This window comes from Pectobacterium carotovorum, assembly GCF_900129615.1.
In the GTDB taxonomy this organism is placed as follows: domain Bacteria; phylum Pseudomonadota; class Gammaproteobacteria; order Enterobacterales; family Enterobacteriaceae; genus Pectobacterium; species Pectobacterium carotovorum.
Genome location: NZ_FQWI01000011.1, coordinates 103,359 through 126,001, shown reverse-complemented (window position 1 = coordinate 126,001; position 22,643 = coordinate 103,359). Strand labels below are relative to the sequence as shown.

Sequence of the window (22,643 nt, the reverse complement as noted above, 5' to 3'; positions counted from 1 at the left end):
AACGTGATTAACGCCAGCGAATCGGGTCAGACCATCGCGGTCACTGGTAAAGTCGGCAATGAGGTCAAGGCAGGCGACGCGGTTACCGTAAAAGTCGGTACCGAGACGTACCAGACAACAGTCAATACCGATGGTAAAACCTGGAGCGTGAATGTTCCGGGCGCAATTTTAGCAGCCAATGGTGATATCTCTGCGACCGTTACGACGCGTGATACGGCAGGCAACGTTACCGCGGCGAATACCAGCCACACTTACGGTGTGGATACAGTTGCGCCGGTGGCCTCAATTTCTATTGATAATGTCACCAGCGATAACGTCATCAACGCAGCCGAGTCCGGCCAGAGCATTGCCGTCACCGGTAAAGTCGATAACGACGTTAAAGCAGGCGATGCGGTTACCGTTAAAGTCGGTACCGAAACCTACCAGACGACGGTGAATACCGACGGTAAAACCTGGAGCGTGAATGTACCGGGATCGGTGCTGGTTGCGAACAGTGATGTGAGTGCCACGGTAACGACCCGTGATACCGCAGGCAACGTCACCACTGCAAACACTACTCATGCTTACGGCGTGGATACCGTAGCGCCTGTCGCTTCGATCTCTATCGACAATGTCACCGGCGATAACGTGATCAATGCCGCTGAATCCGGTCAGACGATAACGGTCACCGGTAAAGTCGATAACGATGTTAAAGCCGGTGATGCGATCACCGTTAAAGTCGGTACCGAAACCTACCAGACGACGGTGAATACCGACGGTAAAACCTGGAGCGTGAACGTTCCGGGATCGGTGCTGGCGGCCAACAGCGATGTGAGCGCGACGGTTACCACGCGTGATACCGCAGGTAACGCCACCACCGCGAACACCAGCCACGCTTACGGCGTGGATACCGTTGCACCGACAGCATCTATCAGCATCGACAATGTCACCAGCGACAACGTAATCAATGCCAGTGAATCCGGCCAGACCATTGCCGTGACGGGTAAAGTCGGTAATGACGTCAAAGCAGGCGATGCGGTTACGGTGAAAGTCGGTACGGAAACGTACCAGACGACGGTGAATACCGACGGTAAAACCTGGAGCGTCAACGTTCCCGGTTCTGTGTTGGCCGCGAATAGCGATGTGAGTGCCACGGTGACGACACGCGATACCGCAGGCAACGTAACGACGGCGAACACCAGCCACGCTTACGGCGTGGATACCGTTGCACCGACAGCATCTATCAGCATCGACAATGTCACCAGCGACAACGTAATCAACGCAGCCGAGTCCGACCAGACGATTGCTGTCACCGGTAAAGTCGATAACGACGTGAAAGCAGGCGATGCGATTACCGTTAAAGTCGGTACGGAAACGTACCAGACGACGGTGAATACCGATGGTAAAACCTGGAGCGTCAACGTTCCGGGAGCGGTGCTGGCAGCCAATAGTGATGTGAGCGCCACCGTCACCACGCGCGATATCGCAGGCAACGTGACCACCGCCAATACCTCGCACACTTACGATGTCGATACCGTTGCACCAACCGCGTCTATCAGTATCGATAATGTCACCAGCGATAACGTCATCAACGCAGCCGAGTCTGGCCAGACGATTGCCGTGACCGGTAAAGTCGATAACGACGTTAAAGCAGGCGATGCGGTTACGGTGAAAGTCGGTACCGAAACGTACCAGACGACAGTCAATACCGACGGCAAGACCTGGAGTGTGAATGTTCCCGGTTCTGTGCTGGCTGCTAACGGTGATGTCTCTGCTTCGGTTACCACGCGTGACACCGCAGGTAATATCACGACTGCGAACACGAATCACACTTACGGCGTGGATACCGTTGCACCGACAGCATCTATCAGCATCGACAATGTCACCAGCGATAACGTGATTAACGCCAGCGAATCGGGCCAGACCATTGCCGTGACGGGTAAGGTCGATAATGACGTCAAAGCAGGCGATGCGGTTACGGTGAAAGTCGGTACGGAAACGTACCAGACCACGGTGAATACTGACGGTAAAACCTGGAGCGTCAACGTTCCCGGTTCTGTGTTGGTCGCGAATAGCGATGTGAGTGCCACGGTGACGACACGCGATACCGCAGGCAACGTAACGACGGCGAACACCAGCCACGCTTACGGCGTGGATACCGTTGCACCGACAGCATCTATCAGCATCGACAATGTCACCAGCGACAACGTAATCAATGCCAGCGAGTCCGGTCAGACGATTGCCGTGACCGGTAAAGCTGGCAACGAAGTCAAAGCAGGCGACGCAGTCACGGTTAAAGTCGGTACCGAAACCTATCAGACCACGGTGAATACCGACGGCAAAACCTGGAGCGTCAACGTTCCCGGTTCTGTGTTGGCCGCCAATGGCGATGTGAGTGCCACGGTCACCACGCGCGACACCGCTGGTAATGTCACCACGGCGAACACCAGCCACGCTTACGGCGTCGATACCGTCGCGCCAGTGGCTTCGATTTCTATCGATAATGTCACGTCAGATAACGTGATTAACGCGGCCGAGTCCGGCCAGACGATTGCCGTGACCGGTAAAGTCGGCAATGAAGTCAAAGCCGGCGATGCGGTTACGGTAAAAGTCGGCACCGAAACCTACCAAACGACGGTGAATACTGACGGCAAGACCTGGAGCGTGAATGTTCCCGGTTCTGTTCTTGCAGCGAATGGCGATGTGAGTGCCACTGTGACGACACGTGATACGGCAGGCAACGTCACTATCGCGAACACCAGCCACGCTTACGGCGTGGATACGGTTGCACCGATTGCTTCTATTTCTATCGATAATGTCACGTCGGATAACGTGATTAACGCTAATGAATCCAGACAGACGATCTCTGTTACCGGCAAGGTCGGTAATGAGGTTAAGGCAGGCGATAGCGTTACGGTAAAAATTGGCACCGAAACCTACCAGACAACGGTGAATACTGACGGCAAAACCTGGAGTGTCAACGTTCCGGGATCCGTTCTGGCGGCTAATAGTGACATTAGCGCCAGCGTGACCACGCGTGATAACGCGGGGAACGCCACCACGGCGAATACTCATCATGCCTACAGTGTGGACACGACTGCACCAGAAATTGATATTACGAATTTTGCTGGTAACGATGGGTATGTCAGCCAGAGTGAGTCGAAAAATACCGTAGTCAGCGGTACCAGCAACGAGAAAAAGGTCGATCTGGTCTTTACCGATGTGAATGGTAAGTCGGTTACGCTGCATGATGTGCCTGTGACGAACGGAAAATGGCAGACGAATGTCGATCTGAGCACGTTAGCGGAAGGAAAGATTACCGCTGGGGCGACGGCGACCGATGCGGCAGGCAATCAGGCGCATGATAACAGCCAGGCCATCATGGATATTACGCCGCCAGCCGCACACAACAACACGGTGTCGGGTACAGAAGATACACCGCTGCACATTGGCTGGAGCGATCTGGGTGTATCGAGCGATACCACAAGCATCGTGATTTCGTCTCTGCCGCCTGCTGCCGCTGGCACGCTCTATTTTAATGATAACGGGAGTTGGAAAGCGGTCACCGCTGGCCAAACCTTTACCGCTGGCAACACCGATCTACGCTTTACGCCAGCGAGTAATGTCTCTGGTTCATCGCTGGGGGACATTGCTTACCGACCTGTCGATAGTGCAGGGAACACGGGCGATAAAGCTGCGCTGCACATTGGTATTACGCCAGTAGCCGATGCGCCAGTCGTAAGCTTGAGCACCTCCAGCGTTACCACGACGCCAGCCTCTGCGGAAGTCATTAAGGTGAATGGCGGAAGCACGAACGGTGGTTTTGACGTGCAGAACGGAAAAATCGTTGCGGTGGGCAACGGCGTCCGCGTCTGGCTGACCGAGGGGGATTCGGTTCCTACCGTAGTCGGCACCGGGAAGGTGGCGTACTACAGTCAGGGCAATACCAGCGGGGACGGTAGTTACAGCGATATCTTCGTTGTGCATTCCAACAGCGGCTATTTTTATCGTCAGAGCGACTGGGCGGCCGATCGTAAAGATCACCGCGATCTGGATTCATTCAACGGTAACCGGACTAATAACGGCAGCAACGCACATTCTGACTATGTTTTCGTCATTAAGGAAACGGGCTATACCTATAACGCAACCTACAGCACGAACAACAACGCGAATACGTCGGTCAACACGCTGGATGGGCTGAAGGTCAACTATACCGATAGCAGCGGCAAGTCGGGCTCGTTTACGCGGCAGGTCAGCAACAATATCGAAGGCGTGATCTACAGCGATGGCACGACGTATACCCCCGGAACCAATAGCGCGACGGTGGATAAAGTCCCCGGTCAGGCGGGAAAACAGACCTATACGCTCGATGTTTCAGCGGCATTGACCGACCGTGACGGTAGCGAAACACTGTCTGGGATTCGGTTGACGGGGATCCCGACGGGAACGGTGCTGACCGATCAAATCAATAACGTGAAGTATACCGTCGGTGCTGATGGTTCATACCTGATTCAAAATGCTCACAATGCCCAGACGCTGGCCGGGAAGATTAGGCTTGAGGTGCCAGCCGATGCGGGTAAATTGAATGTTGTGGCGCAGGCGACCTCGACAGAAATGGGCAACCACGATACGGCAACTGGCTATTCGGCGGAAGGCGCTGAACAGTATGGACTGAGTGTCGGTGCGGCGGGCAATGACACGATGTCCGGCACGTATAATGATGATGTGCTGTTCGGCGATGTTGTCTCGTTCCCTAATACCGACGGTACTGGCATCGCGGCCTTGCAGAACTACATCGGCAAGCAGTTAGGCATGCAAACGGGCGTCCCTACCACGAAGGACATGCATAACTATATTGCCGCGCACAGTTCAGAGTTTGATCTGTCGTCGTCGAAGGGAGGGAATGACATACTCAATGGCGGCGACGGGGATGATATTCTCTTCGGCCAGGGAGGAAATGACACCCTCTATGGTGGAGCGGGGAATGACCTGCTCTACGGCGGTAGCGGAGACGACATCCTTATTGGCGGCGCGGGGGGCGATACGCTCATCGGCGGAGCTGGCGCGGATACCTTCAAGTGGCAGGCTGGAGATATCGGCAACGATGTGATCAAAGACTTTAACGCCAAAGAGGGTGACCGGATTGATTTAAGCGATCTGGTGGGCGAATTGGAGGAAGGCACCGATATCAGCCGCTATATTCGCATCACCGATAATCATGGTTCACCGACGATTGAAGTGAGCACGGCGGGGAACTTTACGGCGGATAAAGGCGGAACGGTTGCAGTGTCGATTACGTTGGAACACTATAACGGTGCATTACCGTCGCTGGAGAGTCTGGTCAGCAAGCCTGAATCGTCTAGCTGACAGGAAAGGGGAAAAGGAGCCGATCTGGCTCCTTTCTTTATCAAAAACTTAAAAGGTCTCCGAACATGTTTTATATCCAGCGCGACAGTGATGGTCACCTGATGAAGGTAGAAAAGAGTCCTTTTCCTGAAATGAATGGCGAACTGCATGATGATTCGCGCGAGGCGCAGGCCTGGTTCCGCAGCCATCAGGCAGCGATGTCCAGCCTCCAGCAACTGCGGCAAAGCGATCTGGAAATGGTGCGCGTGCTGGAGGATTTAATTCAGGTTTTGATTCAGAAAGGTGTGGTCAGCATTACTGACTTCCCTCAGGCGGCACAGCTGAAGTTGATCAACCGAGCGCAGGCGCGTGAAGCGCTAAATGGCGGATTAAACAAGCTGATTGGCGACGATGAAGAGACGATGTTTTGAAGAAATGATGTTGTAGAGAGATAATATCTTAACGTCGATCCCCGCTTTTCAATATGGCCTCGGCTTCTCAATATCGTAGTAAGAAGCCGAGGCCGTTAAACGCCGTTAGCCAAAATAACGCCGTTAGCCAAAATAATGTGGTATCAGATTCTGACCGCTGGCACCGGTTCACCCAACAGCCGTCCCATCGCGCCCTGTAATCCCATCTCCTGAAGCACTTTCAGCTCACCTGCGGTTTCAACACGTTCGGCGATAAGCGGCAGGGCAATACTGTTGGTGGCGCGATACAGCGCTTCGATAAACATTTGCTTATCGTCTTCCTGATCGATGTTGCGGATGTAGCTACCATCGACTTTCAGATAAGCCAGCCCCCATTGGGACAGGTTGCCGATCATATTAAAGCGCCCGCCAAAATGCTGTAGCCCCAGCGCACAGCCATGCTCATTCAGCAGCTTGATTAAGGCTTCCAGTTGGGCACTGTCTGGCAATTGGTTCTCATCCAGCTCCAGAATCAGTCGTCTGGCGACGTCAGGCTGATGCTTCAATGGGGCAAGCAGATCGGCGAGCAGATGAAGATTGAGAACCGTAGTGCCGGACAGGCTCAGCGCCAGATTGCCGTCGTGCTGACGGAGATAGTCCAGCACTTCGCGCAGCATAGTCTGATCCAGACGGGTATCCCAGCCAAAACGTTGAATCCACGGCAGGAAGCGGCCTGCGGCGATGCTGTTCCCTTGCGCATCCTGAATACGAGCCAGTACTTTGTGATGCAGCACCTGGCTGGGATCGTCACACGCTACGACCGGTTGCAGGAAAAGCTGCAAGCGTTCCTGTTCCAAAATGGGATCGAGCAGGTTAAACCACATATGGCGATCGGTTTCGACCTGTTCGGCACTGACGGACGGCATCTCGTGAGGCGCAGTAGTATCGGTATCGCTTTCGGCCCGCGTGAGCGCCTGATCGCCCTGAATAAACAGGGATTGCGCGGTGTCGCCGGGGCGGAAAGGCACCATGCCGAATTGGGCAACAGGGGAGACATCGGTTTCGCCTGTCAGGTGCAAGGTTTCAATGTTGCGCGTCAGTTCGCCAATCAACGCATAGGCTTCTTTATCGACCAGGCCCGGACAGAACAGCGCAAATTCCCCACCGCGGATACGTGCCAGAAGGCTCTCAGCATTCGTATGCTGCTTTTGCGTTTTACGCAGAATATGCCCGACGGAGGCTAATAGCGCATCGGTACGCTGACCGCCCAACCGCTGGTTCATCCCTGCCAGATCCTGCACGCGAATCATAATAAGAAAACCGGGGGCGGTTTCTTCATCGGCCAGTTTGTCGTTGAACTGCATGTCAAACGCGCGGCGGTTATTCAATCCGGTTTGAGGATCCTGATAGGCTTCCTGACGTAAGCGCTCGCTCCGCTCTGCTTCCTCTTCAAACAGCGTTTTGAGCTTGCTGACCATCAGATTCATCGCCTGCGCGACGCGGCGAAATTCGGGCGTATTGGGTAAATCTGGCTGGCTAAGGAATTCACGACGGGTAATCGCCAGAGATTGATCGACGATATAATCGAGCGGGCGTAGCTGGCGGCGCAGGAACAGCGCGCCGAGTAACACGCCTAGCGTGCCACAGCCGAGCAGCCACAGGAAGGTGGCCGTGCTGCTGCGCCACAAACGGGTGACTGCGAACATCGGGTGGCTGACGACTTCGACTTTTGCCGCCTGCTCCCAGCCGCGCATCACGATAGCTTCGCCCGCGCCGGGTTGCAGGTTCACCAACCGGACAAACCAGAGCGGGACGTCAGGGATATCCGGCGATGCGGTACGTTCCAGCGTGACGTTGCCGGTTTTTAAATCCCGCACGCGAATACTGGAAAAATAGCCGCTGTCGAAAATCGAGCTGACCATCAGCTCTACCATCGCCGGGTCATCAATATTTGGCGTCAGGGAAAGCCCCAATGCGGTAGCGGCATCCTGCGCGTGAGAGTGAAGCTGGTTATTGTACTGTTCACGCGAATTTTCCAGGCTGACGAAAAAACTCCCGCTGAAAATAATTAGCACAAACAGGCAGATGGCTATCAGTAATTGTTTGTATAGAGACATAGCCTACCCTTACTCCTCAATTGAAAACCCTTCGGCACGCATTTTGGTTAATACATCCTGCCAGCGTGAAAGTCGTTTACTGTCACCGACGCGTTTATTGCTGCCGCTCGCGCCCGGCAGCCAGAGACCGCCGCCGTTAAAGGCGTACACCGGAACTAAATCGTTGCGCTCTGTCGCAGGTTGGATCTTGTCGGTCAGATTGTCCAACACCAGTGGAATCGAGGTTGGCGTGGGATAATAGGTCACTACCATGTGCGCTTTATTCAGACGCAGGGCTTTAACATAGGTAATGCGTAATTTGTCCGCTGACACGCCTAAATGGCGCAGAGTAAAATACTTGGCAAGCGCATAATCTTCGCAGTCCCCGGCACCTTTACGTAGCGCTTCAATCGGCGTAGCCCAGTAATCTTCCTGATTCCAGACGACAATATCATCGCGAAACAGCATACGGTCATTGAAAAATTGGTTCACGCTGCTCAGCAGCGCCTTTTCCTCTTTATTGCGGGAATTGACCAACAGCGTCTGCCATTCATCTATTCGGCGGCGAGCATCAGGCGTAGCCGGGCCATAAAGCTGCTCGGTTCGCTGATTAATGGTAATAAAATCCCAGTCCGCACGTAGGGAACCCGCCAGCAGAAACAGCAGACAGCTAATAAAGAAAAGCGTGTAACTGGAAATTCTGAACCCGGGGAGCCGCACTGAGGTTTCTCTGTTTACCTTGCGAGATGCATGTGGAGAGTGAATTCGATGCAGAATAGCGTACTTTCATAGGTCTCAAAAGCAGTATAGTGGTGAAAAGGGTTGTTTGTCATAGGCGTGTAGCGCGCTGATATAAAGCATGAGGTAGCTGAATGCGTTCAGATGTGATGGATGGAGAGAATCTTAATTTAGGGAAACTGGTTTCCGAAACGCGCAATCCGGCAACGATGGCGCTGGATCAGCTCTCTACGCTGGAGATGATGCACGCGTTTAATCAGGAAGATCGGAAAGTGCCTGAAGCCATTGCGCTGGTTTTACCTGCGATTGCCGAGGCTGTCGATCTGGCTGCGGCGTCGTTGCAGGAAGGCGGGCGGCTAATCTATCTGGGTGCGGGAACCAGCGGCCGTTTGGGCGTGCTGGATGCCTCAGAGTGCCCGCCGACATTTGGTGTACCGCACGGGCTGGTTATCGGCCTGATTGCTGGCGGGCCGGGCGCACTGCTGAAGGCGGTTGAAGGTGCGGAGGACGATCCTGCACTCGGTGAGGCGGACTTAAAAGCGCTGAATTTAACCGCTGCGGATATGGTTGTCGGCCTTGCGGCATCAGGCCGGACGCCGTATGTGATTGGCGCGTTGCGCTATGCGCATGACGTTGGCTGCCGGACGGCGGCGATCTCCTGCAATCCCCATTCTCCCATCGCACAAGAAGCACAGGTGGCGATTTCTCCGGTGGTTGGCCCGGAAGCGTTAACGGGATCGACGCGGTTGAAGTCAGGAACGGCGCAAAAATTGGTCCTAAATATGATTTCTACCGGCGCAATGGTTAAGCTGGGGAAGGTGTACCAGAATTTGATGGTGGATGTGAAGGCAACCAACGTGAAGCTGTTAGACCGGGCTTGCCGCATCGTCGTTGAAGCAACGGGCGCCGATCGGGAGCAAGCGCAGCAGGCGCTGGTGCAGGCGGATAATGAGGTTAAGCCTGCAATTCTGATGCTTCTGGCTAATATTGACGTGGCAGCGGCGCGTGAGCGTCTGAAGCAGCACAATGGTTATCTGCGTGAGGCGCTAATTGGCGGATAAGATTATCTTGGTGTAAGTCGGGAGAAACGTTTTGAGTGATAAGCGAGAGCAACGCATTGTTTTTTTTGATCTGGATGGCACGTTGCATCAGCAGGACATGTTTGGCAGCTTTTTGCGTTTTTTACTTCGTCGGTTGCCGTTAAATCTCGTTCTGGTTATCCCGCTATTACCGATTATCGGGCTGGGGTTATTGATTCGCGGTCGCGCGGCCCGGTGGCCGATGAGCTGGCTGCTGTGGGCGATTACGTTTGGGCGTGATGAAGACGAGCTGGTGCAACTGGAAAAGCAGTTTGTCGGCGCGTTTCGTCATGATGTCATTCCGTTTCCGCAGGTTCAGCAGCGGCTGAAAACCTATCTTGAAGACAGCGAGGCGCAGGTCTGGCTGGTGACGGGATCGCCGCAGCGGCTGGTGGAACAGGTCTATCATGATTCGCCTTTTCTGCCCGGCGTGCGCCTGATGGGAAGCCAGATTACACGCCGCTATGGCGGCTGGGTATTAACGTTGCGCTGTCTGGGACATGAAAAAGTGACGCAGATGGAACAGCGTCTGGGCGCGCCGCTCAAGCTCTACAGCGGTTACAGCGACAGCAAACAGGACAATCCGCTGCTCTATTTCTGCGAACACCGCTGGCGAGTCACCCCCGAAGGTAGCCTGCAACAGCTGGAGTAACGCCTTCAATACGCCATCCAGATAGGTATAATGCGCCGCCAAAATATGAATGTTCGAGAGAGGAAACGTGGTTAGCCTGCCTAACGATGAATACTGGATGCGCTATGCATTAACGCTGGCTCAGCGTGCTCAGGATGAAGGTGAAGTACCGGTTGGAGCGGTGCTGGTGCTGGATAATGAAGCGATCGGCGAGGGGTGGAACCGGCCGATTGGGCATCACGATCCTACCGCGCATGCTGAGATTATGGCACTGCGGCAGGGAGGTCAGGTGTTGCAGAACTACCGCCTGCTGGAGACGACGCTGTATGTCACGCTGGAGCCGTGCATCATGTGTGCAGGCGCGATGATACATAGCCGTATTGGCCGTCTGGTTTACGGCGCGTCAGATGAGAAAACAGGGGCGGCGGGATCGCTGGTGGATATTCTGCGCCATCCCGGCATGAATCATCAGATCGTGATTGAATCCGGCATTCTGGCTGATGAATGTTCTGCCACGCTCAGCGCGTTCTTTCGCCTGCGTCGTGAACAGCATAAAGCCCGTCGGGCAGCCGAGAAAAACGCCGCGCAGGAGTAGCGTATCCCCGTCATACTTCAAGCTGCTTGTGCGTTGGCTGCCCTTGCTCACCCCAGTCACTTACTTGTGTAAGCTCCTGGGGATTCACTCAGTTGCCGCCTTCACGCAACTCGAATTATTTAGGGGATAGTCCTATTAAGGTACGATTATTCCGGTACCTTGCTGAGAGGCACGGCCGGATAGCCTTGTGCGATCTGGGTTTGCTGCTGCACTTTGGCCTCTTTTTCTATCAGATAGCCTTCCAGACTCACCATATAACGCCGAATGTTTTCCACGTAGTTATAGGCTTCATGTCCGCGCGCGTAGCCGTAGGTGGTTTGAGTGTAATAGCGCTTCTGGCTCAGCATCGGCAGGCGCATTTTCACATCGACCCAGCTGTCGGGGTTACCCTTCTGTTTTTCGGTCAATTTACGTGCATCAAGCAGATGGGCGTATCCCATGTTGTAGGACGCCAGCGCAAACCAGATTTTTTCATCTTCCGGTATGGTGTCCGGCATTTTCTGCATCATGTGCGACATATATTGCGCACCGCCGCGGATACTTTGCTCAGGGTCGACTCGATCGGTGACGTTCAGGCTTTCTGCCGTGTTACGCGTGAGCATCATCAGCCCGCGCACGCCGGTAGGGGAAGTCGCCAGCGGGTTCCAGTGTGATTCCTGATAGGAGATGGCGGCCAGCAGCTTCCAGTCGATATCGGTGGCGTATTTTTCAAACAGCGGTCGCAGATCTGGCAGCGTTTCATCGATCGCGCTCAGGAACGTGGTGGTATCGACATAGTCAAATTCGCCAACATGACCGAGGTATTTCTCCTCCAGACGGGCGAGCGTCCCGTCTTCGACAATCTGGCTGAAGAAATCCAGCAGCGCGGCGGACAGGCTGTCATCGTGTGAACGGCGCATATACCAGGTAACCGGCTCTTCGTCGCTGAGATCGAAGGCGACGGCGAGCTGCGGATGAATTCGCTGCATTAAGCCGATGGTGACCGAATCACCCAGCGTATAGTCCAGTTTGCCGTCGGCAACCTGCTTCAGTAAGTCCTGTGTGCTCTGATCGGAAGCCGATTCCCAGCTTAGCTGCGGGTATTTTTCTGCTTTTAGATCGCGCAGGGTAGCGGCATGAGCCGAACCTGACGTCACAACGAGGCGGCCTTGCAGTTTATCCAGCGTTTTTGGGCGAGGTGAACCGAGGCGGTACACCATCTGTTGTGAAATGGAATAGTAGGTTGGGCCGGCACGGAAGCGTTCCAGACGCTCGTGGTTATAGATCAGCCCGGCTGCCAGCAGGTCTGCATCGTCACCGTCCAGATCGTCGAACAGTTCGTCAAGATTCTTGCGTGACGAGACCACCAGCTTGACGCCGAGGTAATCGGCGAACCGTTTTGCCAGTTCATAGTCCAGACCTGTCGGGGATCCGTTGCTCATTGCATAGGTCAGCGGTGAGTTGACCGTGCTGATACGCAACTCACCGCGTGAGAGGATTTGCCTGAGCTGTACATCCTGACTACTGCGCCAGGGAATACTAGGCCATAGCGCTAACGCCAGCAGTAACGTGATAATCCCGATGAAAAAATAATTTAATTTTAACGGCTTCAAATAGTTATCTCTCGGCGGCCGTGTGGCCAGGCTGTCTGTAACGGCAGTTTTTTTATACGTCATTTCCCAGAGTGGGGGCATTTTGCTTAACAAAGCGCCAGTGTGCAACTTTTATTGATTTGGTCACCGATTAATCATTCGTCGGACGCGAAGTGAAATTATCGCCACGCAAACGGTTTCGTCCGAGGGAAGGATTCTCTATAATATGCGCGTTTCCCCCCTGTTGTGCCCCATGGCTGTATCGCAGCCAGTGCATCGAAGACGAGAGAACTTTAGATTATGGAAATACTGCGTGGTTCACCTGCTTTATCGGCTTTTCGTATTAATAAATTGCTGGTCCGCTGCAAAGAGCACGTTTTGCCGGTCAGTGATATCTATGCTGAATACGTACATTTCGCCGATGTCAGCGCCCCGCTGAACAACGATGAACAGGCCAAACTGACACGTTTGCTGAAGTATGGTCCTTCTCTCGCGGAGCACGAGCCGCAAGGCCATCTGTTACTGGTCACGCCGCGTCCCGGCACGATTTCACCGTGGTCTTCCAAAGCAACGGATATCGCCCATAACTGTGGGTTAAGCAAAGTACTGCGTCTGGAACGCGGTCTGGCTTTCTATATTCATGCGCCGACGCTGAGCGATGAACAGTGGCAGCAACTGGGGGCACTGCTGCATGACCGGATGATGGAAAGCGTATTTAGCGACCTGAAACAGGCCGAAGCGCTGTTCTCTCATCATCAACCTGCACCTTTCAAGCGCATCGAAATTCTGCTGCAAGGGCGCCAGGCTCTGGAAGAGGCGAACGTCCGTCTGGGGCTGGCATTGGCAGAAGATGAAATTGATTATCTGCTGGAAGCCTTCACCAAACTGGGCCGCAATCCTAACGATATCGAACTGTATATGTTCGCCCAGGCGAACTCTGAGCACTGCCGGCACAAGATTTTCAACGCTGATTGGGTGATTGACGGCGTTACTCAGCCTAAGTCACTGTTCAAAATGATCAAAAACACCTTTGAACACACCCCTGATCACGTTCTCTCCGCCTATAAAGATAACGCCGCCGTCATGGAAGGCTCCGCCGTCGGCCGTTTCTACACCGATCCCAACGGACAATATACTTACCATCAGGAAGACGCCCATATCCTGATGAAGGTTGAAACGCATAACCACCCAACCGCCATTTCACCGTGGCCGGGCGCAGCAACAGGATCCGGCGGTGAAATCCGTGACGAAGGCGCGACAGGCCGTGGTTCCAAACCGAAAGCGGGTCTGGTGGGCTTCTCTGTATCGAACCTGCGCATTCCTGGCTTTGTTCAGCCGTGGGAAGAAGAAGAGTTCGGCAAGCCAGAGCGTATTGTCAGTGCGCTGGATATCATGACCGAAGGCCCATTGGGCGGCGCGGCATTCAACAACGAATTCGGTCGTCCTGCACTGACGGGCTATTTCCGTACTTATGAAGAGCGTGTCGATAGCCACAATGGCACAGAGCTGCGCGGCTACCATAAACCGATCATGCTGGCGGGCGGCATTGGTAACATCCGCGCCGATCACGTCAAAAAAGGCGAAATTAGCGTCGGGGCCAAACTGATTGTACTGGGCGGACCGTCCATGAATATCGGTCTGGGCGGCGGTGCAGCCTCTTCTATGGCATCGGGTCAGTCCGATGCGGATCTGGATTTTGCTTCTGTACAACGCGATAACCCGGAAATGGAACGTCGCTGTCAGGAAGTGATCGACCGCTGCTGGCAATTGGGTGAAGCCAACCCGATTCTGTTTATCCACGATGTTGGCGCTGGCGGTTTGTCCAACGCCATGCCGGAACTGGTGAGCGACGGTGGTCGCGGTGGTCGCTTTGAACTGCGTGATATTCTGAACGACGAACCTGGCATGAGCCCGCTGGAAGTCTGGTGTAATGAGTCGCAGGAACGTTACGTTCTGGCCGTTGCGCCAGAGCAGTTGGCACAGTTTGATGAAATTTGCCGCCGTGAACGTGCGCCTTATGCGGTGATTGGTGAGGCGACGGAAGAACTGCATCTGACGATGAACGATCGTCACTTCAACAACCAACCTATCGACTTACCGCTGGATGTGCTGCTGGGTAAAACGCCGAAGATGCTGCGTGACGTTGAGCGCAAACAGGTTGAAGGCACGCCGCTACAGCGTGATGAAATCTATCTGGCTGAAGCGGTCGAGCGCGTGCTGCATTTGCCTGTTGTCGCCGAAAAAACCTTCCTGATCACCATTGGTGACCGCTCTGTTACCGGTATGGTGGCACGCGATCAGATGGTCGGTCCGTGGCAGGTGCCGGTGGCTGACTGTGCGGTGACTACCGCCAGCCTTGATAGCTATTACGGCGAGGCGATGTCTATCGGTGAACGTGCGCCAGTCGCGCTGCGTAACTTCGCGGCCTCCGCACGTTTGGCCGTGGGTGAGGCGCTGACGAACATTGCGGCTACGCATATCGGTCCGCTGACTCGCGTGAAGCTGTCTGCTAACTGGATGGCAGCAGCAGGCCACCCGGGCGAAGATGCCGGACTGTACGATGCGGTGAAAGCCGTGGGTGAAGAACTGTGCCCGGCGCTGGGTCTGACGATTCCGGTGGGTAAAGATTCCATGTCGATGAAAACCCGCTGGCAGGAAGAGGGCGAAGATCGCGCGGTAACCTCGCCGATGTCGCTGGTGATCTCTGCGTTTGCCCGCGTGGAAGACGTGCGTAACACGGTAACGCCACAGCTGCGTACCGGACAGGATAATGCGTTGCTGCTCATCGATCTGGGTGCAGGCAATAAAGCACTGGGCGCGACAGCGCTGGCGCAGGTTTATCGTCAGTTGGGTCGTAAGACGGCAGATGTTCATAGCCCAGAACAGCTGGCAGGCTTCTTTAACGCCATACAGCAACTGGTCGCGGACAAAGCGCTTCTGGCCTACCACGACCGTTCTGACGGTGGCCTACTGGTTACGCTGGCAGAGATGGCGTTTGCTGGCCATTGCGGCGTGACTGTTGATATCGCGTCTCAGGGCGAGGATACGCTGGCGACGCTGTTTAACGAAGAGCTTGGCGCGGTCATTCAGATTCCTGCTGCCCGTCGTGCGGAAGTGGAAGCCGTTCTGGCGCTGCACGGTTTGGTGGACTGCGTGCATTACCTCGGTCATGCTGAAGAAGGCACGCGTTTCACCATCAATCAGGGTGCAGAAGCCGTCTATCAGGAAAGCCGTTCAACGCTGCGTCGCTGGTGGGCTGAAACCAGCTGGCAAATGCAGCGCCTGCGTGATAACCCGCAGTGTGCCGATCAGGAACACATCGCCAGACAGGATGATAACGATCCTGGCCTGAACGTGTCGCTGACCTTCGATCCGCAGGAAGATATCGCCGCACCTTATATCGCTAAGAATGTCTGCCCTAAAGTGGCAGTCCTGCGTGAGCAGGGTGTGAACTCTCACGTCGAAATGGCGGCGGCGTTCCACCGTGCAGGCTTTGATGCCATCGACATCCATATGAGTGACCTGCTGGCGAATCGCCGTAATTTGAAGGATTTCCAGGCGCTGGTGGCGTGTGGCGGCTTCTCTTATGGTGACGTGCTGGGCGCGGGTGAGGGCTGGGCTAAATCCATTCTGTTCAACTCTCGCGTACGTGATGAATTTGCTGAATTCTTCCTGCGTCCACAGACGCTGGCGCTGGGCGTGTGTAACGGCTGCCAGATGATGTCTAACCTGCGTGAACTGATTCCGGGTGCCGATCTCTGGCCGCGTTTTGTCCGCAATAAATCCGATCGCTTTGAAGCGCGCTTCAGCCTGGTCGAGGTGGAGAAAAGCCCGTCGCTGTTCATGAATGACATGGCAGGATCGCGCATGCCGATTGCGGTTTCACACGGTGAAGGTCAAGTTGAAGTCCGCGATGGTGCGCATCTGGCAGCGATTGAAGAGCACGGTCTGGTGGCGCTACGTTATATCAACCACTACGGTCAGGTAACCGAGAACTATCCGGCTAACCCGAATGGCTCGCCAAACGGTATTACGGCAGTAACCAGCACCAGCGGCCGGGCAACCGTCATGATGCCGCACCCTGAGCGTGTGTTCCGTACCGTCAGTAACTCCTGGCACCCAGAAGAATGGGGCGAGGATGGTCCGTGGATGCGTATGTTCCGCAATGCGCGTAGACAGCTGGGCTAAGTTAAGGTCAGTGAGAGAAAGGGGCTTCGGCCCCTTTTTTACGTCTGTTTTCTCAGTTTGTCGTTTTTTTGCGACGGACCGGTTTTTTGGTGTCTCTAATTGGTGACATTTAACTGTTTGATTTATATGAATGGTATGATGGCATCATAAAGCTGTCTGTTTTTAGCGACATAAATCGTCTCTTTGGCGTGTGTTTTCGTTATTCGAACTCTGGATTATGTGTTTTTTAGCGAAATTTAAATTAAAAATCATTAATAATCAGTGTGTTGATTTAATTATTTCAAACTTGGCATGCTAAGTGCATTTTAATAAGAGTTGCTCATTCAACTGGTTATGATTGCGTTGCTAACTGGCAAACATTTTCGCTCATAACATCTGGAATGATGCCAAAAGAAAGGGTGCCTATCGTCCACCAGACCGATAATCGGGCGTGAAAACGAACGTTATCAAGCATCGGGCGACACGTTGAGTGAGGCACCGCCTATTCAGTTACGCGGCCAGAGGGAGCGATTCTTCTGGCCGCGTGACGTTTTAACCCGCCACCTCCCCCAGAGAATCCTTCCTGATTGTTTTTACGGCGCTATTTTTTACGACGTTATTTTTTGACGTCCTTACATGGGTATTCATGCCACATTGCGAAGCGTTACGCATGTCGTAAGGGAAAACGTTGAAGTTTTATAAGACTCAGTTAGCATCAGAGCGGATTCGATAGGTAACGAGATGATTTCTTTGAAACGATGGCGTTTATTCCCGCGTTCCCTGCGGCAATTAGTAATTATGGCGTTCTTGCTGGTGTTGCTGCCGCTGTTGGTGCTGGCCTATCAGGCTTATCAAAGCCTGAACATGCTGAGCGAACAGGCTGCGGAGATTAACCGGACAACGCTGACGGATGCCCGACGCAGTGAGGCGATGACCAGCGTCGCGCTGGCAATGGAGCGTAGCTACCGGCAATACTGCGTATTGGACGATCAGACGCTGGCAACGCTCTATCAGAACCAACGTAAACAGTATTTGCAAATGCTGGATTCTCACGCGCAGGTACTGCCCGATCCCCGCTATTACCAGACGTTACGTCAACTCCTTACTCAGCTCGGCGAAATTCGCTGCCATAACAGCGGCCCGGAACAAACGGCGTCCAGCCTGCTGGAAGGATTCTCCCGTGCCAACGGACAAATGGTACAGGTAACGCGCGACGTCGTTTTCTCCCGTGGGCAACAGCTCCAGCAGGCTATTTCTGAACGCGGCCAGTTCTTTGGCTGGCAGGCGCTGCTCTTGTTTCTGGTCAGCGTGCTGCTGGTAGTTCTCTTTACTCGGATGATTATCGGCCCCGTTAATGGCGTCGAGCGGATGATCAACCGCCTTGGAGAAGGGCGATCGTTGGGTAACACCAGCACGTTTAAAGGGCCGCGTGAGATCCGGACGCTGGCGCAGCGCATTATCTGGCTGAGCGAGCGTCTGTCCTGGCTCGAATCACAGCGACATGAGTTTTTACGCCATATCTCCCACGAACTGAAAACACCGCTGGCTAGTCTGCGGGAAGGCACCGAATTGCTGGCCGATGAGGTGGTCGGCCCGCTGACTGCCGATCAGAAAGAGGTGGTCACTATTCTTGATAGCAGCAGCCGCCATCTGCTACAGCTGATCGATCAACTGTTGGACTATAATCGCAAGCTGGCGGATACACCGACCGAGCTGGAGCGGGTCGAAATTGAAGAGATCGTCGATATTGTCGTGGCCTCTCACAGCTTGCCTGCCCGCGCCAAAATGATTCATACCGATGTGACGCTGGCCGTTGAGCACTGTTGGGCGGAGACGACACTGCTGATGCGAGTGATCGATAATCTCTATTCCAATGCGGTGCACTACGGTAAGGAATCCGGTAACATTTGGATTTATAGCCGTCAGATTGGCAATCGCGTTCAGATTGATGTCGCCAACAATGGTACGCCTATTCCCGATGCCGAGCGGAGCATGATTTTTGAGCCCTTTTATCAGGGAAGCCATCAGCGCCGTGGTGCCGTCAAAGGAAGCGGGTTGGGGCTGAGTATTGCGCGTGATTGCATTCGCCGTATGCGTGGTGAGCTTAGCCTAATCACCGTGGACTATGCTGATGTGTGTTTCCGCATCGAGCTGCCCTTATTGTCTGATAACGAATAGTCCGAGAATGAATAAATAATGAATGCAGGGTTTATGAAGGGATGGCTTGCGAATAGCGTATTTTCCCGCCTTTTGACGGCGGCGATTGTGTCGTCGCCGCTCGTTTTGGCTGCGTGTAATAGCCATGTGAGCAGCGGCACGGCGTTGCTTGAGGCAGAGGCTACACCGCCGAAAGAGCAGGTTGCCGATTTTCGCATCGCGCAATGCGAGCATCTGTGGCAGATAGACGATCGTGAATCCATGAACAACGCGCTTTATTGGCTGCGGGCGATGGACTGCGCCGGGCGTTTGACGCAGTTCCAGGCCCGTGAGGAAGCCGGGCAGGTTGCGGGAGATAGCTGGGACAGCGTGTTTAAGCAGGGCATCCTGCTGGATAACGCTGGTATTACTCAGGCTGAGCGCCGTCAGGTGCTGGAACAGATCAATTTATACCGTCTGGCTTTCCCTGCTGCGCTGCGCCCGCTGATGCAAACCTGGCGTGACAGACAAACGCTGTTTCTGGCGCTATCGGATGAGCGCCTGCGTTATAAGCGTTTGCAGGAATCCAGCGACAAACAGCTAGATGCCCTGCGTGTGCAGCAAAGTCACCTGCAATATCAGTTAGAAACGACCACGCAGAAACTGGAAAATTTGACGGATATTGAGCGTCAACTGTCGTCTCGTAAGCAGCTGTCAGGGGAAATGCCGGATAGCGACGGCGATCGCCGCGGTAGTTCCGGTGCGAATAGCGGTAGCGGAAACAAAGATGGTTCGCGCAATTCGGCAACGAAATCCAGAAATGAGCCAGTTGATGCGGATGATACCTATACGCCGCCGATGGAATCACATACGGACAACGCGACGAGGAAGAAGGAGTCAACAAGACAATGACAGCCCGAAAAACGGCGAATTTATTGCTCGTGGATGATGACCCCAGCCTGCTGAAACTGTTGGGTATGCGTCTGACCAGTGAAGGATTTAGCGTGATGACGGCGGAGAGCGGCCAGGAGGCGCTACGGCTGTTAACACGCGAGACGTTCGATTTGGTGATCAGCGATCTCCGAATGGACGAAATGGATGGCATGGCGCTGTTTTCCGAAATTCAGCGCTATCAGCCGGGGATGCCTGTGATCATTTTAACCGCTCACGGTTCCATTCCCGATGCGGTTGCGGCTACGCAGCAGGGCGTATTTAGCTTTCTGACGAAGCCCGTCGACCGTGATGCGCTCTACAAAGCGATAGACGAAGCGCTGGCATTGTCCGCCCCGGCGGGTGATGAAAGCTGGCGTGAAACCATCGTGACGCGCAGCCCAATTATGCTGCGTCTGCTGGAGCAGGCCAGAATGGTCGCGCAGTCGGACGTCAGTGTGCTGATTAATGGTCAGAGCGGCACCGGGAAAGAGGTGCTGGCTCAGGCGATTCATGCGGCGAGCCCGCGTGCGAAGAAAGCCTTTATTGCGATTAACTGCGGCGCGCTGCCGGAACCATTGCTGGAATCGGAGCTGTTCGGCCATGCGAAAGGGGCTTTTACCGGTGCGGTCAGCAGCCGTGAAGGGCTTTTTCAGGCGGCGGAAGGTGGCACGCTGTTTTTAGATGAAATCGGCGATATGCCGCTGTCTTTACAGGTTAAGCTGTTGCGCGTTCTGCAGGAGCGAAAAGTCCGCCCGCTGGGGAGCAACCGCGATTTGGACATTAATGTGCGGATTATTTCCGCCACGCACCGTGATTTGCCGAAGGCGATGGAGAAGAACGAATTTCGCGAAGATCTCTATTATCGGCTCAATGTGGTGAATATGAAACTGCCAGCGCTGCATGAACGTGCTGAAGATATCCCAATGCTGGCAAACCATCTACTGCGCGAATCCGCCAATCGCCACAAGCCTTTTGTGCGCACCTTTTCAACCGATGCGATGAAGCGCTTGATGACGGCAAGCTGGCCGGGTAACGTGCGTCAACTGGTGAATGTTATCGAACAGTGTGTGGCACTGACCAGTGCACCAGTGATCAGCGATGCGTTGGTTGAACAGGCGCTGGAAGGTGAAAACACCGCGCTGCCAACGTTTGTTGAAGCACGTCATCAGTTTGAGCTTAACTATTTGCGAAAACTATTACAGATCGCAAAAGGTAACGTGACGCAGGCCGCGCGAATGGCTGGGCGTAACCGAACGGAATTTTATAAACTGTTGGGTCGCCACGAGTTGGATGCCAACGATTTTAAAGACTAGCGCTGAGAGAGCGGGTAGCACGCCTGCAGCGTGATGCCGGGTGGATATGGATGGATTGTCCGCCTGAGTTCTGACATGCTGTTCACTTGCTGATGCTCGGCTTTGGCCGCAACATAGATAACACAAAGGTTCCTCCATGAAGAAAATTGATGCGATTATTAAGCCGTTCAAACTGGACGATGTACGTGAAGCGTTAGCTGAAGTGGGCATCACAGGGATGACGGTAACGGAAGTTAAAGGCTTTGGTCGTCAGAAAGGTCACACCGAGCTGTATCGTGGCGCAGAATACATGGTCGATTTTCTGCCAAAAGTAAAAATCGAAATTGTCGTGTCAGATGACATCGTCGACACCTGCGTGGAAACCATCACGCAGACCGCGCAGACGGGTAAAATCGGCGACGGTAAAATCTTCGTCTTTGATGTGGCACGCGTTGTCCGTATCCGTACCGGTGAAGAAGACGAAGAAGCGATTTAATCGTCTCGCTCTCCCCGTCACTAGAAGCCAGCCTGATGAGGGCTGGCTTCGTCACACTTACTTCCCTTTAGGCGCAGTGGGAACCCAACCCGCCAACACCTTGTCTGCCGTATATTCTGCTGCTTCCGCGTTGCTTAGCTGACGGCGCTGATCGTTTTTCTCTGCACCTGCGCCTTTGGATTTATACTCGAAAAAGCGCGAATCTTGTGGATAGAACCAGATTGTCGCACCTTGTTTATCTTTACCGGACATTTTGTCCCAGCCGTAGATGTGATCATCCATGCTGGTGTTCAGGAACACCGTTTGCCCGATGGCATTAGGGTTGGCATAACGTCCATCTGGAAAGGTCGTTGTTGGGTGCCAAGGTCGACCCAGTCCATAACTTTTCGCGGGGACGCCTTTCTCTTTAATCACCCGGCTATTGGTAATGACCAATCCATATTTTTGCTTAATATCCGTGCTGGGTGCAGTGAGATAGCCAAGCGGCTGACCTTTCACGTCGGTACGGTTGCGTGAGACGATGTCGCAATTGTCAAATAATGCAGTGCCGTCACCAAAGATGAAGTCAACGGTGCCGCTGATTCGACATTGTGAGAAGAAGCTGCGCCCGCCTTTCACATATAACGTGTCCTGATACCCGACCAGACTGACATCATGAAACCACGCACGATCGCTATTTTCGGCAACCAGCAGCGCAACGGCCTGCGAATCTTTTAGTTTGGTCGGATCGTCGCTGGCTTTAGCCTGATTGGCGGGGTAATCGAAATCATTACGAATGGTCAGCGAACGGGCACTGAAATCAGGCGCATCGACTTTCACCGTGTTGCTGCCATAAGTTCCCCATTTGCTGCCATCGGGTTTGAGCGTCCCGGCTGCTGTGGTCGCGGTGATCACGGTACCGTTACGGCTTTCCCCCTTTAGATGAATGTTGGGGCGCGTAATCGTCAGGCGCTCATGATAGACACCATTTTTCACATAGATAACAAATGGCGAGCTGTCTGCCGGAGCGCTGGCAATCGCTTCAGTAATGGTTTTGTAGGCTTTGGCGTCCCCTGATTGGGCGGAAACCAGTGCATTGTAGTCGGCTGCCTGTGCTAGTGATAAAGGGGCAGAAATTAACATGGCTAAGGTCAGCGTCTTGCAGAGGTGTGAGGTGTCTATCATGTCCATAGTC

Annotated in this window: 14 protein-coding genes; 10 read left to right on the top strand and 4 right to left on the bottom strand. The window is 54.1% G+C overall.

Features of this window, described 5'->3' with window-relative positions:
• Both BUB06_RS19080 and BUB06_RS19075 read left to right on the top strand, forming a co-directional pair.
• Positions 1-5,346 (top strand): Ig-like domain-containing protein (locus BUB06_RS19080; RefSeq protein ID WP_139294556.1); only part of this gene is annotated, 5,346 nt, incomplete at its 5' end.
• 65 nt (positions 5,347-5,411) lie between these two features.
• Positions 5,412-5,756: a hypothetical protein gene (locus BUB06_RS19075; protein ID WP_039475158.1), complete on the top strand. Its 345-nt coding sequence runs from the start codon at positions 5,412-5,414 to the stop codon at positions 5,754-5,756.
• A 143-nt stretch (positions 5,757-5,899) separates the two neighbouring features.
• On the opposite strand, the gene lapD is transcribed toward BUB06_RS19075, so the two are convergent.
• Both lapD and lapG read right to left on the bottom strand, forming a co-directional pair.
• Entirely contained in the window at positions 5,900-7,852 is a 1,953-nt protein-coding gene (gene lapD, locus BUB06_RS19070; RefSeq protein ID WP_039475156.1) for a cyclic di-GMP receptor LapD, read from the bottom strand.
• A 9-nt stretch (positions 7,853-7,861) separates the two neighbouring features.
• Positions 7,862-8,551, bottom strand: coding sequence for a cysteine protease LapG (gene lapG / locus BUB06_RS19065; protein WP_039475153.1), 690 nt, complete (start codon positions 8,549-8,551; stop codon positions 7,862-7,864).
• 152 nt (positions 8,552-8,703) lie between these two features.
• Between lapG and murQ the strand changes: the two genes are divergently transcribed.
• From murQ to tadA, 3 genes are read left to right on the top strand one after another with little or no spacing between them, the layout of a single operon-like run.
• Positions 8,704-9,630: an N-acetylmuramic acid 6-phosphate etherase gene (gene murQ, locus BUB06_RS19060; protein ID WP_039475151.1), complete on the top strand. Its 927-nt coding sequence runs from the start codon at positions 8,704-8,706 to the stop codon at positions 9,628-9,630.
• 31 nt (positions 9,631-9,661) lie between these two features.
• Positions 9,662-10,300 (top strand): phosphatidylglycerophosphatase C, encoded by a 639-nt coding sequence (yfhb, locus tag BUB06_RS19055; RefSeq protein WP_010301173.1) that lies wholly within the window; start codon positions 9,662-9,664, stop codon positions 10,298-10,300.
• Positions 10,301-10,349: 49 nt separating this feature from the next.
• Entirely contained in the window at positions 10,350-10,874 is a 525-nt protein-coding gene (gene tadA / locus BUB06_RS19050) for a tRNA adenosine(34) deaminase TadA (protein WP_039475148.1), read from the top strand.
• A 146-nt stretch (positions 10,875-11,020) separates the two neighbouring features.
• Here the strand turns inward: tadA and mltF are convergent, their stop codons facing one another.
• Entirely contained in the window at positions 11,021-12,529 is a 1,509-nt protein-coding gene (gene mltF / locus BUB06_RS19040; protein WP_039475145.1) for a membrane-bound lytic murein transglycosylase MltF, read from the bottom strand.
• Between the two features lie 216 nt (positions 12,530-12,745).
• Here mltF and purL point away from each other — a divergent pair, with 216 nt between their 5' ends.
• The 5 genes from purL (at position 12,746) to glnB (ending at position 21,469) form a co-directional block, all read left to right on the top strand.
• Complete coding sequence (gene purL / locus BUB06_RS19035) at positions 12,746-16,633, top strand: phosphoribosylformylglycinamidine synthase (RefSeq protein ID WP_039475143.1); 3,888 nt, start codon at positions 12,746-12,748, stop codon at positions 16,631-16,633.
• A gap of 720 nt (positions 16,634-17,353) precedes the next feature.
• Complete coding sequence (locus BUB06_RS19030; RefSeq protein ID WP_039475140.1) at positions 17,354-18,790, top strand: sensor histidine kinase; 1,437 nt, start codon at positions 17,354-17,356, stop codon at positions 18,788-18,790.
• 18 nt (positions 18,791-18,808) lie between these two features.
• Positions 18,809-19,660 carry a two-component system QseEF-associated lipoprotein QseG gene (gene qseG, locus BUB06_RS19025; protein ID WP_039475137.1) on the top strand — a complete coding sequence of 284 codons (852 nt, stop codon included), beginning with the start codon at positions 18,809-18,811 and terminating at the stop codon, positions 19,658-19,660.
• Positions 19,657-20,994 (top strand): two-component system response regulator GlrR, encoded by a 1,338-nt coding sequence (glrR, locus tag BUB06_RS19020; protein WP_010301154.1) that lies wholly within the window; start codon positions 19,657-19,659, stop codon positions 20,992-20,994. Before qseG ends, glrR begins: the two co-directional genes overlap by 4 nt.
• 136 nt (positions 20,995-21,130) lie before the next feature.
• On the top strand, positions 21,131-21,469 hold the full coding sequence (gene glnB, locus BUB06_RS19015) for a nitrogen regulatory protein P-II (protein WP_005970202.1): 339 nt from the start codon (positions 21,131-21,133) through the stop codon (positions 21,467-21,469).
• A gap of 57 nt (positions 21,470-21,526) precedes the next feature.
• Here the strand turns inward: glnB and pemA are convergent, their stop codons facing one another.
• Entirely contained in the window at positions 21,527-22,633 is a 1,107-nt protein-coding gene (pemA, locus tag BUB06_RS19010; RefSeq protein ID WP_039475135.1) for a pectinesterase PemA, read from the bottom strand.
• Positions 22,634-22,643: the final 10 nt, after the last annotated feature.